At 73.2% G+C, this 15,780-nt stretch carries 13 protein-coding genes and 2 pseudogenes; 7 read left to right on the top strand and 8 right to left on the bottom strand.

Annotation, left to right across the window (positions count from 1 at the left end):
• Positions 1-90, top strand: a pseudogene (locus ACWDS7_RS37140) (tRNA pseudouridine(38-40) synthase TruA); the annotation flags it as partial.
• Between the two features lie 242 nt (positions 91-332).
• On the opposite strand, the pseudogene ACWDS7_RS37135 reads toward ACWDS7_RS37140, so the two are convergent.
• The 3 genes and pseudogenes from ACWDS7_RS37135 to ACWDS7_RS37125 all read right to left on the bottom strand — a co-directional run.
• Positions 333-545, bottom strand: a pseudogene (locus ACWDS7_RS37135) (RNA polymerase sigma factor); the annotation flags it as partial.
• A 174-nt stretch (positions 546-719) separates the two neighbouring features.
• Positions 720-2,483: a substrate-binding and VWA domain-containing protein gene (locus tag ACWDS7_RS37130; protein WP_451933063.1), complete on the bottom strand. Its 1,764-nt coding sequence runs from the start codon at positions 2,481-2,483 to the stop codon at positions 720-722.
• Positions 2,484-2,659: 176 nt separating this feature from the next.
• Positions 2,660-3,295, bottom strand: a complete 636-nt coding sequence (locus ACWDS7_RS37125) for a cation transporter (RefSeq protein WP_451933062.1) — start codon at positions 3,293-3,295, stop codon at positions 2,660-2,662.
• Between the two features lie 169 nt (positions 3,296-3,464).
• Between ACWDS7_RS37125 and ACWDS7_RS37120 the strand changes: the two genes are divergently transcribed.
• The 4 genes from ACWDS7_RS37120 (at position 3,465) to ACWDS7_RS37105 (ending at position 6,870) form a co-directional block, all read left to right on the top strand.
• On the top strand, positions 3,465-4,238 hold the full coding sequence (locus ACWDS7_RS37120; protein WP_451933061.1) for a DUF4184 family protein: 774 nt from the start codon (positions 3,465-3,467) through the stop codon (positions 4,236-4,238).
• Positions 4,231-5,079 carry a TrmH family RNA methyltransferase gene (locus ACWDS7_RS37115; RefSeq protein ID WP_451933060.1) on the top strand — a complete coding sequence of 283 codons (849 nt, stop codon included), beginning with the start codon at positions 4,231-4,233 and terminating at the stop codon, positions 5,077-5,079. Before ACWDS7_RS37120 ends, ACWDS7_RS37115 begins: the two co-directional genes overlap by 8 nt.
• 45 nt (positions 5,080-5,124) lie before the next feature.
• The gene (locus ACWDS7_RS37110) at positions 5,125-5,655 is read left to right on the top strand and encodes a GNAT family N-acetyltransferase (protein ID WP_306865733.1); all 531 of its coding nucleotides are present in this window, start codon (positions 5,125-5,127) and stop codon (positions 5,653-5,655) included.
• Positions 5,656-5,778: 123 nt separating this feature from the next.
• On the top strand, positions 5,779-6,870 hold the full coding sequence (locus ACWDS7_RS37105) for a winged helix DNA-binding domain-containing protein (RefSeq protein ID WP_451933059.1): 1,092 nt from the start codon (positions 5,779-5,781) through the stop codon (positions 6,868-6,870).
• A gap of 33 nt (positions 6,871-6,903) precedes the next feature.
• Here the strand turns inward: ACWDS7_RS37105 and ACWDS7_RS37100 are convergent, their stop codons facing one another.
• Both ACWDS7_RS37100 and ACWDS7_RS37095 read right to left on the bottom strand, forming a co-directional pair.
• Positions 6,904-7,824: a D-alanyl-D-alanine carboxypeptidase family protein gene (locus tag ACWDS7_RS37100; RefSeq protein ID WP_451933058.1), complete on the bottom strand. Its 921-nt coding sequence runs from the start codon at positions 7,822-7,824 to the stop codon at positions 6,904-6,906.
• Between the two features lie 106 nt (positions 7,825-7,930).
• The gene (locus ACWDS7_RS37095) at positions 7,931-8,464 is read right to left on the bottom strand and encodes a DedA family protein (protein WP_451933057.1); all 534 of its coding nucleotides are present in this window, start codon (positions 8,462-8,464) and stop codon (positions 7,931-7,933) included.
• Between the two features lie 153 nt (positions 8,465-8,617).
• On the opposite strand from ACWDS7_RS37095, the gene ACWDS7_RS37090 reads away from it, so the two are divergent.
• Positions 8,618-9,139, top strand: coding sequence for a hypothetical protein (locus ACWDS7_RS37090; protein ID WP_451933056.1), 522 nt, complete (start codon positions 8,618-8,620; stop codon positions 9,137-9,139).
• Here ACWDS7_RS37090 and ACWDS7_RS37085 read toward each other — a convergent pair.
• Genes ACWDS7_RS37085 through ACWDS7_RS37075 form a run of 3 tightly spaced genes read right to left on the bottom strand, consistent with a single transcriptional unit; the run spans position 9,129 to position 14,525 of the window.
• Positions 9,129-12,512 carry a BTAD domain-containing putative transcriptional regulator gene (locus ACWDS7_RS37085; RefSeq protein WP_451933055.1) on the bottom strand — a complete coding sequence of 1,128 codons (3,384 nt, stop codon included), beginning with the start codon at positions 12,510-12,512 and terminating at the stop codon, positions 9,129-9,131. The genes ACWDS7_RS37090 and ACWDS7_RS37085 overlap by 11 nt on opposite strands.
• 41 nt (positions 12,513-12,553) lie before the next feature.
• Positions 12,554-13,615: a lysylphosphatidylglycerol synthase transmembrane domain-containing protein gene (locus ACWDS7_RS37080; RefSeq protein ID WP_306865746.1), complete on the bottom strand. Its 1,062-nt coding sequence runs from the start codon at positions 13,613-13,615 to the stop codon at positions 12,554-12,556.
• A gap of 34 nt (positions 13,616-13,649) precedes the next feature.
• The gene (locus ACWDS7_RS37075) at positions 13,650-14,525 is read right to left on the bottom strand and encodes a PIG-L family deacetylase (RefSeq protein ID WP_306865747.1); all 876 of its coding nucleotides are present in this window, start codon (positions 14,523-14,525) and stop codon (positions 13,650-13,652) included.
• A gap of 19 nt (positions 14,526-14,544) precedes the next feature.
• Here ACWDS7_RS37075 and ACWDS7_RS37070 point away from each other — a divergent pair, with 19 nt between their 5' ends.
• Positions 14,545-15,654, top strand: coding sequence for a glycosyltransferase family 4 protein (locus tag ACWDS7_RS37070; protein WP_451933054.1), 1,110 nt, complete (start codon positions 14,545-14,547; stop codon positions 15,652-15,654).
• Positions 15,655-15,780: the final 126 nt, after the last annotated feature.

The raw sequence follows: 15,780 nt of genomic DNA, 5'->3' as shown, positions 1-15,780 counted from the left end.
GACCGGTTGAACGCGGCCGCGGCCGCCCTGCTGGGCGAGCACGACTTCGCCGCCTTCTGCAAGAAGCGCGAGGGCGCGACCACGATCCGCGGCCCGAGCACTGTGCCGACCTCGCCGGCGCTGAGGTCGTGGCGCAGCGACAGCTCCAGGACCTCGCGCTCCTGCCCGCTCAGCTCGGCCAGCGCCTCGTGCACCAGCGCGGCCAGTTCGGGGTCGTCGGGGGTGTCGTGGTCGTCGAGCACCGGCGTCGGCGCCGGGCCGCGCGCCCCGGTCGCGCACCGGGTCCGGACCAGCGCGTACAGCCACGGGCGCAGCCGGCCCGGCTCGCGCAGCCGCTCCACGCGTCCGCAGGCGGTGACCAGGGCGTCGTGTACGGCGTCGGCCGCGCCGGCCCGCTCGCCCAGCAGCGAGTGGGCGTAGTCGTTGAGACGTTCGGCATAGGAGTCGTAGAGCTTTGCGGGCGCCGTGGTGTCGGCACGCCGGAGTGCCCCCACAAGTCGCTGATCGTCGGTTCGGCCGACGGCCGGCCATCCGGGCACGGACATTCCTCCCCGCGAGACGGGTACGCGTTCACGGGCCATGCCCGAGACCCCACACGCGTAGGACGCCACCTGTCCGTGGCGGGTTGTCCTAACCGGTCGATACCATGCCGACACGGTATGAACTGGTAAAACTGCGACAGGTGGGGCCCGTGTGACGCCGGCCGTACGGGAGGAAGGTCAGCAGTTGGGCGCGCAGAGACGGCGCTCCATGCCCTCCAGGAAGAACTTGCGGACCTGGAGGATGTCCCGGGCGATGAACGCCTCGCCACCGGTCGACTTGGCCAGCGCGTCCATCTGCTTCTTGCCCTTGGCCGCGTCCGGGCCGAAGGCGATGAGCAGGATGCTGACCGGCTTCTCCGGGTTGTAGGTCTTCTTCAGGTATTGCAGGATCTCCTCGTTGGAGATGCCCTCCGGGTCGTCGTTGCCGGCGCCGTCGGTGAGGATCAGCACCGTGTTGATCTTGTCGCCCTGGTATTCCTTGGTCATCTGCCCGTAGGCGGCCTTGAGGGTGTCGTTCAGGCCGGTGTCGCCGGTGGGCTTGGCCTGGATCGTGGCGAGCTTCTGGGCGAGCAGGTCCTTGCGGAGCACACCGTTGATGTTCTCCGTCAGCGGTCCGACCGGGACCGTCCTGCGGTAGTCCACGCCCTGCGCGGTGAGGTGGGTCGAGTATTCCCACACCCCGATCTCGCTCTTGGCCGGGAACAGCCGCATGCCCTCCATGGCGATCTTGGAGATCACGCGCATCCGGTCCGAGCCGGTCCCGGGGACCGGCAGCGCCATCGTGCCGGAGACGTCCAGCAGTGCCAGCAGCCGCGTGCCGAGGTTCAGCCGGGACCACGACTGCGACATCCGCGCGACCGTCTTGGCGTCGGGCGTCCGCAGCGTCTTGGGGGCCTTGGCCTGGAAGCCGCCGTCGGCGACCGCCGCGCCGCCCTTGCCGTCCGGGGTCCGGAAGCCCAGGTCGTGAAGTGTCTTCCGGGCGGCCTCGGTGCCGAACTCCTTCTGGAAGGCTTCGGCGGCCTTGCGGACCGTGGCGTCCTCGGTGGTGATCACCATGGGGTAGTCGAGGTTGAGGGTGCCCTCGGCCGGATAGAGCGGCACCGCCGGGACCTCGGGCTTCTTGGTGGTGTTGAACGCCCAGACGCCCTGCTCCGAGGCGATGCCGAGCGGGGCCCGGGTGCCCTTGACGCCGAGGCTGGACAGCAGCGCGTCCTGGTCGCGGACCGCCGACCCGGACAGCGTCTTGAGCGCTCCGACCAGTTGCGCCTGACCGGTGCCCGAGGCCCTGGCCACCCCGGAGGCGGCCAGCAGGGCGCCGAGCCCGGCGGCGTTGAAGGAGGGGTCGGGCGCGAGCACGCGCACCTTGCGGCCCGGACCATCGACGTTGGCCACGTTGGCGGCGTTGATCATGCCGCTCCAGCTCGCCTCGCCGAAGCTCTTCTTCAGGTTCGGGACCACCGAGCCGGAGGCCACCATGACGATGGGGGAGTGGGCCACGGAGGCACCGGCGGCGGGCGCCTGCGGGTGTTTGGCCCGCAGGTTGGTCACCCACAGCCCGGAGTCCGGGATCCACACGTCCATCGCCGCCGCCTTGCCGCCGGCCAGCCCGGAGGCCACCGTCGCCGGGACGCCCTCGGCCACCGTGACGTCGGCGCACCCGCCGTCGACGTCGTGACCGGCCTTGTTGAAGCGCTCGGCGATCCGGGACACGGCGGGCTGGATGTCGGGGGAGGCGGTGACCCGCAGCGCGACCCGCTCGCCGGCGCATCCCCGGTCCCGGTTGATGATCACAAAGGCGGCGACACCGAGGAGCACCGCGAGGGCGACGGATCCGGCCAGCGGGACCAGCACCTGGCCGCGCCCGCCACGGCGCCGTCTGGGCGGTTCCTGGCGGGAGGCATAGCCGTCCTCTAGTTCATCCGACCGGTGACGTCCGCCCACGATGCCTTCTTCGGTGTCGATGTCCTGAAGTTAGCGGGTCACCCTACCGGGAGTTTCTCCGCAACATTCACGGAACTGTACTGGGAACACTTACCGTGGCAAAACACCCCTCACGGTGCGGATATCACCCTACGCGACAGTAACTAACGTCTGTGATCTCTGCGCGAAAGCCCAGCTCAGTGGCAGCAGGAATGCCCGCGCCAGGCCCTCCGGCCCTCCCGCACGGCCACCGCCGCCAGCAGCACCGCCACGGCGGGATCGGCCCACCACCACCCGGCGCCGTTCAGCGCCAGACCGGCCAGCACCCCCGCGGCCATCAGCGCGCACAGCAGGTTCTGGGTCCCCTCACCCGTGGTCGCCGCCGAGTGCAGCCGGGCGCCGAGGCGCCGTTTGGCCCGGCCCAGCAACGGCATGCCGACCAGGGCGGCCGCCGTCACCGCGATGCCCAGCGGGCTGGGCGCCGCCCGGTGCCCGGCGTCGAGGTCGTGCGCCACATGGACCAGCAGGTAGGGCGCGAGCAGCCAGAAGCTGACCGCCACCGCCTTGCGGGCCCGGTCCTCGGCCCCGGCCGAGCGGGTCCGTGATCCGGTGAACCGCCAGACCACGACCAGGCTGGCCGCCGCCTCCACCAGCGACGACGTGCCCCAGCCGATGAGTGCGACGGAGTGCGAGCCCAGCCCGGCGGCGAGGCCGAGCACGCTCTCGGCGCCCAGCCAGGCCAGGGTGACCAAGGAGAGCGCGCGTGCCCTGCGGGCGTCGCGCAGCCACTCGTCGCTCGCCGCGGGCCGTGCCAGCACCATCTGGTCAGCCACGATGCCTCCCGGATCCTCCTGTCGCAACGGTAAGCAACATACACTTCACCATGTGTGATCGACGGCGTGAAGCCACAGGCGCTCGGCGCCGGCCGAGACCGCGTAGTCTCCCGGCCAGGGCGGTGCCGTCTCCCGGAGGGAGCGCGCCCAGATCCTCGGGGGGAAGTCCGTGCCGTTCACGCCCAGCCACATCGCCGCGGTGCTGCCGCTGCTCTCCTCGGCGCGGGCGCGCCGGGTGCTGGACCCCTGGGCCCTCGCCCTGGGCACGATGGCGCCCGACCTGCCGATCTTCCTCCCCTTCCTGCCCGACTACGCGTTCTGGCACTCCACCCGGGGCGTCCTCACGATCGCCCCGCTCGCCGTCGTCGTGCTGCTCGCGCTCTTCCACGGCCTGCTCCGCGACCCGCTGACCGCGCTGCTCCCGCCGGGGCTCTCCGGACGCGTCGCCGCGCTGTTCCCCGGCGAGTACGGCCTGCGGCAGCTGCCCGCCGTGATCGCCGGCGGTGTCGTCGGCGCCTTCACCCACAAGCTGTGGGACTCCTTCACCCACCACTACAGCTCGGCCTTCTGGGGCTGGGACTGGCTGGACGCGCGGGTGGCCGGGCTCCTGCCGGTCTTCCGCCTGCTGCAGTACCTGTCCACCGTCGGCGGCCTGGCCGCCGTGGCCTGGTGGGCCCTGCGCGGGCTGACCCGGATGCCGCCGCAGGCGCCGCCGGAGCGCCTCCTGCTCTCCGGCCGGACCCGCTACGGCGTCCTGCTGGCGGCCGTCCTCGCCACCCTGCTGGGCGGGGCGCTCTGGCCACTGGCCTTCCCGCCCCACGGACTGGCCGAGACGGTCACCAGGGTGGGGGCCGGAGTGGTGGCCGGCTGCGGTGCCCTGCTGCTCCTCTACGCGGGAATGTGGCAGCTCAGGCGGCTCATGGCAGTATTCGAAGGTGTTTAACGTCTCGGATCCCCGCCTCGCCGACTACGCCAACCTGCGCGACGTCGAGCTGCGCAAGAGCCTGGAGGCCGAGCACGGCCTGTTCATCGCCGAAGGAGAGAAGGTGATCCGCCGGGCCGTCGCGGCCGGTTACCCGGTGCGGTCGGTGCTGCTGACCCGGCGCTGGGCCGACCCGCTCGCCGACCTGCTCGACGGGCTCGGCGACCGGGTCTACGTGGTGGACGACGACGTCATGGAGAAGATCGCCGGCTTCCCGGTGCACCGGGGCGCGCTCGCCGCGATGGAGCGGCGCGAGCTGCCCGCGGTGCGGGAGATCCTGCGCGGAGCCTCCCGGCGCGTTCTCGTCCTCGAGGACCTCGTCGACCACGGCAACGTCGGGGCGATCTTCCGGTGCGCCGCCGCACTGGGCGTCGAGGCCGTGATCCTGTCGCCCCGCTGCGCCGATCCCCTCTACCGGAGGTCGGTCAAGGTGTCGATGGGCGCGGTCTTCGCGATCCCGTACGCGCGGATGGCCAACTGGTACGACGGCCTGGAGGAGCTCCGCGTGGCGGGCTTCCAGACGCTGGCGCTGACCCCGGACCAGTCCGCCGCGCCCATCGACGGGGTCGCCATGGCCGACCGGGTCGCCCTGCTGCTGGGGTCGGAGGGGGACGGGCTGTCCTCCCGCTGGCTGCACGAGGCCGACCGGCCGGTCTGCATCCCGATGAGCCCGGCGGCGATGGACCTGGGTGTCGACTCCCTCAACGTGGTGGCCGCCGCCGCCATCGCCTGCCACGGCCTGATGCGCGGCGGTCCGGCCGGCCCGCCCCAGGGAGCTCCAGGTGCGCCGGTTCCGGCGTGATGCCAGGCTTTACACCCGTTGATCCCGGTCAAGGAGGATCCCGCTGTGTCCCGCGTAACGTTGCGTCCCGTGATCGAGAAGGACCTGACGATCTTCGAGGAGGAGTTCTACAGCCCGGAGGGCACGGGGCCCTACCAGTGGTTCGGCCACCGCACCCCGGGCAGGGAGCGGCGCGCGTTCGCCGAGACGGGCCTGCTGAGCGATGACCAGGGCACGCTGACCGTCTGCTCCGGCGAGGAGGTGGCCGGGCGCGTCGAGTGGTTCAAGGCGTCCTGGGGACGGCCGCTCACCTCGTGGTGCTGGGAGATCGCCATCGGCCTGCGGCCGAGCTTCCAGGGACGCGGCATCGGGACCGAGGCGCAGCGGCAGCTCGCCGCCTACCTGTTCGAGCACACCCGCGCCCACCGGATCCAGGCCTTCACCGACCTCCGGAACCTGGGCGAGCAGCGCGCGCTGGAGAAGGCCGGGTTCCAGCGGGAGGGCGTCATCCGCGAGGCGCAGTGGCGCGGCGGGCGCTGGAACGACCAGGTCCTCTACTCGCTCCTGCGCCCCGGTGCCGGCCGTACCGAGCCGTAGCCAGGGTGCCGCCGGGGCGTCCGCGCCGGTGGGGATCCGCCGCCCGGTCGTGCCGGTGGGGATCCGCCCTCCGGACGCGCGTACCTGCCATCAGGTGTCAGGTACGGCTGCCAGCATGAGCGCATGGAGATCCTCACGACCCGGCGCCTCAACCGCGCGACACTGGCCCGCCAGATGCTGCTCCAGCGGGAGAGAGTCGACGTCGTCACGGCGGTGGAACGGCTCGGCGGCATGCAGGCGCAGGAGGCCAGGCATCCCTTCACCGGCCTGTGGACGCGGGTGGAGGGGTTCCGCCGGGAGGACCTGCACCGGGCCCTGCACGAGCGCCGCGTCGTGCGGGCCACGATGATGCGCGCCACGCTGCACCTGGTGAGCGCGGCCGACTACGCGGCGTTCCGGCCGACGCTGCGGCCGGCGCTCGCCGCGGCGGTGACCGGCCGCGGCGAGCTGTTCGCCGGGCTGGACCTCGACAGGCTGATCCCCGTCGCCCACGCGCTCCTCCGGGAGCGGCCCCGTGACTTCACCACGCTGCGCGCCCTGCTCCAGGAGGAGTTCCCCGAGGCCGACGAGCGCGGGCTCGGCTACGCCGTACGGACCCAGCTGCCGATTGTCATGGTCCCCACCGACGACCGCTGGGCGTTCCCGCAGGCGGCGGACTTCACGCCGGCGGACGTGTGGCTGGGCCCGGAGCCGGCGGGCCGACCGGTCGAGGAGCTGGTGCTGCGCTATCTGGCGGCCTTCGGCCCCGCCACCGCCGCCGACGCGCAGACCTGGTCCGGGGTCAAGGGGCTGCGCGCCGTGCTGGACGGCCTGCGCCCGCGGCTGCGCGTCTTCCGTGACGAGCGGGGCCGCGAGCTGTTCGACCTTCCCGACGCCCCGCGCCCGGACGAGGACGTCCCGGCGCCCGCGCGGTTCCTGCCGGACTTCGACAACCTGGTGCTCGCCCACGCCGACCGCACCCGGCTGATGGCCGAGGAGCACCGCGGGCGCGTCACGACCAGGAACCTCCGCGTGCGGGCCACCTTCCTCTGGGACGGCTCGGTGCGCGGCACCTGGCAGGTGGAGCGCAGACGCGGAGCCGCCGTCCTGCGGATGACCCCCTTCGAGCCCCTGTCCGGGACCGCGGTCTCCGAGCTGACCCAGGAGGGCGAGGCCCTGCTGGGCTCGGTGGAACCGGACGCCGCGACCCTGGAGGTCCGCTTCGAGGACACCTGACGGCCCGGGCGCACCCTGAACCGCGGCGGCCCGCTAGACGTCTTCGCGGCTGTCGCCCTCGCCCGCCATCTGGTCATCGGCCCACTTCAGCAACCGGCCGGCGGTCCGGAAGCGCCGCTCGGCGCTGGAGTCGCCGAGAACGACGCCGATCATCCGGCGGCCGTCGCGGTCGACCGCGAACGACAGGCAGTAGCCGGCCGCCCGGGTGTAGCCGGTCTTGACGCCCAGGGCGCCGGGCTCCTTGCCGAGCAGCTTGTTGGTGTTGGTCCAGACATGGGCCCGGTGCACCTTCGACTTGCGCACGACGTAGCGCCTGGTGGCGGCGATGGTCCGCAGCACCGGATCGGCGAGCGCGGCCTCGGCCAGCCGGGCCTGGTCCTGGGCGGTGGAGTAGCCGGGACTCGGCTCGGGCAGTCCGTCGGAGTTGCCGTAACGGGTGCCGGACAGGCCCAGGGAGCGGGCGGCCGCGTTCATCTTGGCCACGAACCTGCGCTCGCCCGGCCCGTAGACGCGCGCCAGCGCGTGGGTGGCGTCCGCCCCGGAGGGGAGCATCGCCCCGTAGAGCAGCTCCCTGACGGTCAGGCGCTCACCGGCGCGCAGCGCCGCGGAGGTGGCGTCGTTGGTCGCCGCGTGCCGTACGTCTCCCGCGTTGACGGTGACCGTGTCGTTCAGCCCGGCCTCACGCAGCACGACGTAGGCCGTCATGATCTTCGTCAGGCTGGCCACCGGCATCCGCCTGGCCGCCTGTTTGCTGAAGTGGACCGTTCCGGTGCCGGTGTCGACCAGGTAGGCGGCCCGCGCCGAGACCGTCGGGGCGGCCCGGTGGGCGGTGGCCGGCCGGTCCGACCGCTGAACGGTCTGGCCGGCGTGGGCGGGTGTGACGGGCGTGAGGAGCCCGGTGGCGGCAGCGGCCACTGTGGCGCAGACGATGAGGCGTATTCCCCCGGTTTGCATGGGAGACATGGTGACAGAGCCGACCGTCAATATGCGGATCTCGGGAGTCCTGCTACCGAAACGTTGACATGTGCGCCTGCCGGGCACACCGGGTGATCCCGGTGGTTCACCCGACGGGCAGGCTGTCCTCCGCGCGCCGGGCCGCCCTGCGGCGGCGGCGCCGGCGGACGAGGGCGGCGGCCATGATGATCACCACCACGGCGGCGGCGCCCGCCAGGAGCGGTGACTCGGCGGCCAGTCTCAGCCAACCCCAGATCACCGAGTAGAGGCCGAAGGACGTCACCGGGACCCAGGTCAGGCAGCCGAGCGCGCTGGCCACGGCGTACCAGGGGTAGGAGATCCGCAGCACTCCGGCCACCCAGGGCAGCGTGTGCCGCAGGCCGGGGACCCAGAAACAGCCGTAGACGGCGAGCGCGCCCCACTTCCGGACGGCGTTCTCCACCTTGAGGATGTTCGCCTCGCCGACCTTCCGGCCCAGGCGGGAGGCGTAGATCCTGGGGCCGAGCTTGTAGCCGACCCAGTAGTAGACCTGGAACACGCCGAACAGGGCGATCCCGCCCAGCAGGACCCAGAGCCACAGCGGCATGTTCAGGACGGAGGCGGACGTGGGGTCAGGGATGCCCGTCACAGGCGATCGCATCTGGAACATCACCACCACTCCGCTCGGGCCTGCCGCATTTGATATTAGGACAGGCTTACCTGATCCGGTAACGCGGATCCCCTGCAAGCGGACGTCAAGCGGAGATCAACCATCGCGGCATACACCTGTAGTGACGAGAGAAAGGTGTCTGTAATGAGTCCGGGTAGCAGTGTGGCGCCGGTGGTGGCGAGCGGGACCGCGAGCGTCGTGAAGCTGCTGGTGGCCACGTTGGCCTTCGCCGGAGCCTACGCGGGAGTGGAGGCGGCCGACAACGCCTCCGCCCAGGTCCAGGCGGGCGCGGCGGCGCCGGCGCGGGCGGTGACCCTGTCCTCGGAGGCGGTGCCGGCCGTCACGGTCGCGGAGCCGGCCGCCGGCACGATCGCCGTCAGCGCGCTCGCCGCGCCCCGGCCGTGCGACCGGCCGTATCTGATCCAGAGCGTGATCGACAACCCCCGCCCCGGCGGCTCCGTCTCCTACAGCTGGCGCCTGCGGCGCTGGAGCGCGGGCACCCGGAGCTGGCAGACCTACCTCGCCGCGAACTCCGGCTTCGCCGGCCGGAGCCGGACCGCCGAGTGGCGGCCCAGCATCGTCGACAACCCAGGCTGGTACCGCGCCGAGCTGTCGGTCTCCGGCCGCACCCGGCTGCTCGGCGAGAAGTTTCTCGTCAGCTGCTGAGTGAGCGCTGCGCCGCCTCGACCCACCGGGGCACGCCGACCCGCTGGGCCACCGCGAGGGCCTGGTCGTAGTGGGATCTCACCGCGTCGGTGAAGCCCAGCCGCAGGGCCAGGTCACCGAGGGTCAGGGCGACCGGCCACAGCGCCACCACGCCGGTGCCGGCCCCCGCGATCCGCTCGGCGAACGGCTTCAGCGTGTCATATGCCTCGACCATCCGCTCCCGGTCGTCCAGCAGCATGCCCGCCAGAGCCCGCCAGATCATCGCCAGCTCGAAGAGGAAGTCGGGACGGACCGGGGTCTTGACCGCGATGACCGCCCGCGCGTCGCGCATGTGCCCGGCCGAGGCCAGGGCCACCGCGTAGGCGTCGAGGGTCCACTTGGCCCCGCGCTGGTGGGCCTCCGCCAGGGGCTCCACCATTTCGGCGGCCCGGCCGTTGACCAGGTGCAGGCAGAAGGCGGTGATCAGCGGCAGGTCCTGGCGGCCCTCCAGCATGCCGGCCCTGGCCGTCAGCCGGGCGGCGTCGCGATAGGCGCGCTCCGCGCCGGCGAAGTCACCGGCGATCATCAGGCGCTGCCCGGCGTACCAGGCGCCGACGGCCGCCGGCGCGGGCAGGCCGTACTGCCTGGCCAGCCGCTCGGCGGCGGCCACGTGCGCGTCGGCGTCGGCGAACGCCCCGGAGGCGGCCGCGCACTCCATCAGCACGAGGTGGGCCAGGGCCTGGACCGAGACCTGGCCGGTCGTCTTGCCCACCTCCAGCAGCTCCCGGCCGATGACCTCGCGCTCGCCGACCGGGGTGATGCCGTAGGACTGGCGCAGCCGGCCGCTCAGCGCGGTCGCCAGCAGGGCGGGGTCGCCGCTCCGCCGGGCCAGCTCCTCGGCCTCCAGCGACGCCTGCTCGCCCCGGCGGGTGGCCGAGCCCTCCAGCTCCAGGGCGAGCGTGGCCAGCAGGCTCGCCCGCAGTGACTGCTCGGCGCCCGGCAGCTCGACCAGCGCCTGCTCGGCGACGTCGACGATCTCCCAGGCGGTGCGGGTGAAGTCGCGCGCCATGCCCTTGTGCGGCACGGCCAGGGAGGCCGCCACCCGGGCCGTGAGCTCCAGATTGCCCAGCGGCAGAGCCGCGTCCATCGCCTCGCGCCGCCGCCTGCGGGCCGCGGCCATGTCGCCGCAGAGCGCCAGCGCCTTGATCAGGTTGAGCGTCAGCAGCAAACGTTCTCTGGTGCTGTCGGGAGTGTGGGTGATGCCGGACCGGTCGAAGGCGGCGATCGCCTGTTCCCACAGCGAGGCCGCCTCCCGGTGGGCGAAACGGCGCTCGGCCTGCTCGGCCGCGAGCCCGGCGTAGTGCACCGCCTTGATGGCCGTCTCGGCGGTGCCGGCCGCGTCGTAGTGGTGGGCGAGCGCGGCCACGTCACCGGGGTTCCGGCGCTCGATCACCGCGGCCACCGAGGCGTGCAGCCGGGAGCGGCGCAGCCTGGAGGCGTCGGAGTAAAGGGTGTCGCGGACCAGGTCGTGGTCGAAGCGGAGCATGCCGGGGCCCGGCTCGGTGACCAGCCCGGCGAGCAGCGCCGCCTCCACCGCGTCGACCACCGCGTCCTCGTCGCCCGTCACGTCGACCAGCACGTCCACGTCGACGTCGCGGCCGATCACCGCGGCCTGCAGCAGGATCTGCTGGGCCGCCGCGGGCAGCCGCGAGATCCGCCGCCGCAGCACGTCGCGGACGCCGGAGGGCACCCCGGAGAGCACCTCGGCGGCCGTCGCGCGGTCGCTCACGGCCTCGGCGTCGAGCAGGCGCACGGTCTCGCGGACGAAGAAGGGGTTGCCGCCGGTCCGCTCGACGATGCTGCTGACCGCGTCCTCGTCGACCTCGCGCACGCAGGTCGCCCGGACCAGCTCGGCCACCGCCTTGGGGTCCAGGCCCGTCAGGCCCACCCGGACCGGCCCGAGCCGGGCCAGCGCGGCCAGCACGTCGGCCTGCTGGTCGCTCAGCTCGCTGTCACGGCAGGTGACCACCAACAGCACCCGGCTGGTGGCCAGCAGGCTCGGCAGCGCGCGCAGCAGCGCCAGGGTCTGGTCGTCGGCCCAGTGCAGATCCTCCAGCGTCAGCAGGATCGGGGTGTCCTTGGCGACGGCCGCCAGATAGCCGCCCACCGCCCGGTGCAGCCGGAAACCGCCGGAGACCTGGTCGTCGTCGGGAGCCGGAGCCGCGTCGTCCAGCAGCGGGGCCAGCAGCGGGGCGTATTCGCCGGGCCCGGCCGCGTTCACCAGGGTGCGCAGGATCTCTACCCAGGCCCAGCCGGGAGGGGTGGCGCTGCTGTCGGGGCAGGCTCCGGAGGAGGTGCCCCAGCCGTCGTCGGAGAGCCGTTTGGTGAGCTGGCGGACCAGCGTCGTCTTGCCCGCCCCCGCGTCGCCGCTGATCACCGCGACGGTGAAGCGGCCGGTCCGGGCGGCGGCGGTGGTCAGCCGGTTCAGCTCGGCGTCGCGGCCGACGAACGGCTCGGGCTCCAGCGGCGGCAGCTCCACCGGCGCCGCCGTGGGCCGGGGCGGCCAGGTGTCGGCCGGCGCCTGGGGGCGCTGGCGGCCAGGCGGCGGGGCGGCGAGCTGCAGGCCGGGGTCCTGGGCCAGGATGTCGGACTCCAGCTTGCGCAGCGCCGGTCCCGGGTCGATGCCCAGCTCGTCGGCGAGGATCATGCGGGCCCTGCGCAGCGCGGCCAGCGCGTCGCCCTGCCGTCCGCACCGGTAGAGGCCGAGGGCGAGCAGCCGCCAGCCCTCCTCGCGGAGCGGGTGCTCGGTGGTCAGCGCCTCCAGGTCGGGCACCGCCTCGGCGGGCATGCCCAGGCGCAGGCCGCTGTCGGCGTGCCGCTCACGGGCGACCAGGCGCAGCTCGGCCAGCCGGTTGACCTCGGCCTCGACCCACGGCTGGTCGGCGAAGTCGGAGTAAGGGGTGCCGCGCCACAGCCCCAGGGCCTTCTCCAGGCGGACCCGCGCCGAGGAGGGGTCGTCACCCTCCAGGTGCTCTCCGGCCGTGCGGACCAGCGCCTCGAAGCGGAGGGCGTCGACCTGGTCGGGGGCGACCCGCAGCGCGTAGCCGGAGGCGACCGTCACCAGCAGCCGGTTGGGTCCCCCGCGCGGACGGCCGGGCTCCAGGACCCGGCGCAGACGGGAGATGTAGACCTGGAGGCCGGACTGCGCCCCCTTGGCGGCGTCGTCGTCCCACAGGTCGTAGAGGAGGGAGTCGACGGGCACGACCTGCCCGCGTGCCACCAGTAATCGGGCGAGGACGGCACGCTGCCGCAGCCCGCCTAGGTCGAGCCCGTCATCGTCGGAATGCGCCTCGACCGGACCGAGAACCCGGAACGCCACCATGTCAGCCGCCACGCTATGCGGGCCTTCGAATCGCGCACAAGGTATTTCCCAATCTAGCGGCTGATCGGCTCCTTCGCGGGGGCCGGAGCGGCGTTCTCACGCCGGCGCAGAAGCGCCCACGCGCCGAGCGCCAGGCCGCCGAAGGGGATTTCGATAGTGTAGGTCCAGAAGCCGAAAAGCAGCGCAGCGGCCGTTGCGGAATCCAGCGGCGCCCCGAAGAAGACCAGCGCGCCGACGGTCCCGGCCTCCATGATCCCGGCCCCGCTCGGGGTCACCAGGGCGGTGGTCAGCACCCTGGACAGGGCGAACACGGCGATCGTCTGCGCCGCCCCCGGGTAGGCGCCGGTGGCGTGCAGGCAGCAGACCAGGAGCAGCCACTGCAGCCCGAGGAAGAAGACCATCCCCAGGGTCAGCCCCGGCCAGCGGTGCCGTACGACCTCGGAGGTGTCGGCGCGCAGCTTCTCCAGCGCGTGGGAGAGGGTGTGCTCGGCGGGGCGGATGCCGCGGGGCAGCGGCCGCGCGGCGGCGTCGAGGGCGCGGCCGAGCGCGGCGGCGGCGCGGTCCCAGTAAAGCGCGGCGGCCACCACGGCGACCAGGGCGAGGATGGACAGCGAGCCCACCCAGCCCGCTCTGGTCACGGCCGGGCTGAGCTGTTGCCCGCTGACCAGCAGGGCCACGATCCCCACCGCGGGCAGGACGAACCGGAACAGGGTGTTCCAGATGCCGCTGGAGAGCGTGGAGACCACGACGGCCCGCAGCGGGAATCCCCAGCCCTTGGTCATGGCGATCGTCATGGCCACCCCGGCCGCGCCGCCGAAGGGGAGCAGGTTGCTCACCGCGCTGCCGGCCGCGTTCAGTGTCAGGGCCTGCGAATGGGACAGGCCCGGCAGGGAGGCGGTCAGCACGAACGTGTAGGCCATCAGGCTCGCCAGCCAGACGACGGCCATCAGGGCGACCATCTCCCAGCTCAGCCGGGAGAACTGGGCGCCGATCTGCGTCCAGGAGACGTGCTTGCCGGTCAGCGCCTCCACGATCTGCGGCAGGAAGCGCACGAGCGTGGCGGCCAGCGCCAGAGATGCGACCGAAAGTCCGATTTGGACCCACTTGTTCTTCATGTAACCCCCCCAACCCAGTTTGCCGGTCCCCGGCTCATCCTTTGGGAGGAACTTCGAACGGATGTCTCAGTCTCGTGCCGGGCGGCAGGCCGCGCCGGACGTACCACTCGGTGCCGAAGACGAGACGGTAGAGGGGCTGGGGGACTTTGAGCATCACGCCCAGCGTGCGGGTGTCCGCGCCGGTGGCCTGGGAGGCGTGGGCGGCCATGCTCGCCCGCTTCTGGCGGGCGAAGCGGCGCACGCCGACCCGGTGGGTGATCGCCTCGCCGGGGGAGTAGGCCCGCTCGAAGGCGCGGACGTCCAGCTGGGGATAGAACCTGCGGATCAGGCGGAGCCCCTTGAGCAGGGGGTCGCGGTTGACCGTGGCCTCCAGCACGATCGGGGTGCCCGCGATCTCGGCGGCCCGGCCGCCGACCCGGTGCACCTGGACGTGGTCGGGGTGCCCGTAGCCCCCGGCCGGGTCGTAGGTCGTCAGCAGGTCGGCCTTCTCCTCGGTGAGGATCGCCGCGAGCCGCCGGGCGGCCTCCTCGGCGTCGGCGTCGATGAACGCGTTGTCCGGCCGGTCCTCGGCGATCCCGCCGCCGGGGGCCAGCCCGGAGTCGCCGTAGCCGAGGTTCACCACCCGGGCGCAGCCGAGCGCCGCCGCCGATCTGTACAGCTCGGCGATGCGCGCGGCGCCCAGCGCCTCGCCGGGGTCGAGGTCGGCCTGGCCGCGCTCCCCGGAGGTCGCCACGACGAGGACCACCCGGTGCCCCTCGGCGGCGAGCATCGCCATGGTGCCCGCGGTGAGCAGGGCTTCGTCGTCGGGATGGGCATGGAAGAACACGGCTGTCTTGACGGCGTCGATCGCGGTTCGCTCCGTTCGGGTGGTCCGGGCCCGTTTGCCGCGGGCATGCAGGCATGATCTCACGCGGGGCTACGCTGGCACGGTGAGGATCCTCCACGTCAGTGACTGTTACCTGCCGCGCCTCGGCGGCATCGAGGTGCAGGTCGGCGATCTGGTCCGGATGCAGAGGGAGGCGGGTCACGATGTCGAGGTGGCGACCGCGACCCCGGGCGAGCCCCTGGCCGGGGTGCACCGGATCGTCGCGAGACTCCCCTTCGACCTGCCCGTCCATCCGTTCGGGGTGGGCCACCTGCTGCGGTTGATGAGGGCGCGGCGCCCCGACGTGGTGCACGTGCACACCGGCGCGGTCTCGCCGTTCGCCTGGATGGGCGTCCGCGCGGCCGTGCGCATGGGGCTGCCGGTGGTCGTGACCGTGCACAGCATGTGGGATCCGGTCACCCGGGGCCTCTACCGGGGGCTGCGGCTGCTGTTCGAGTGGCACCGCTGGGGGCTGGTGGGCACCGCGGTGAGCGAGGCCGCGGCCCGGCCGATCCGCGCGGTGGCCGGCCGCGGGGTGCCGGTGCACGTGGTCTCCAACGGCCTCGACGTCTCCGGCTGGCGCTCGGCCGACCCGGTACGGCGCGAGCCCGGCGACGAGACGGTGCACATCGTGGCCGTGGGACGGCTGGCGCCCCGCAAGCAGCCGGTCCGGCTGCTCAGGCTGTTGAAGGAGGCCCGCGCCCAGGTGCCGGAGGAGACGCCGCTGCGGGCGACCGTCGTCGGGGACGGCCCGGCGCGCTCGCAGATGGAGCGTTACCTGCGCGCCAACGGGATGAGCGGCTGGGTCTCGCTGCCCGGCCGCTACAGCCGCGACCGGATCCGCGAGCTGCTCGCCTCGGCGGACGTGTTCGTCGCCCCGGCGCCCCGGGAGTCCTTCGGACTGGCCGCGCTGGAGGCCAGGGCGGCCGGGGTCCCGGTGGTCGCGCGGACCCAGAGCGGGGTGGCCGACTTCGTGCGTCCGGGCAAGGAGGGGCTGCTCGGACGGAGCTTCGAGGACCTGGTCGCGTCGGTGGCCGGCCTGGCCGGCGACCGTGAGCTGCGCGAGTCGATCGCGGCGCACAACCGGGAGACCGAGCCCGTCCGCAGTTCGTGGCCGGCGGTGCTGCAGGGCTTCGAGGAGTGCTACGAGCAGGCCCGCACGGGCCGGGGCTGACCCGGCCGCGGCCGGCGGGCCGTACGGGACGGGGCGGGACGCGGCGGAGCCCCTGCCGTGCGGCGGCAGGGCAAGCGCGTCGAGGCCAGCGGCGCGCAGCCACCAGGCATCGACCTGGTTGTCGTC

It is taken from the genome of Streptosporangium sp. NPDC003464 (assembly GCF_053588315.1).
Note: the sequence above shows the minus strand (reverse complement) of the source record. Positions and strands in the feature narration are given on the sequence as shown.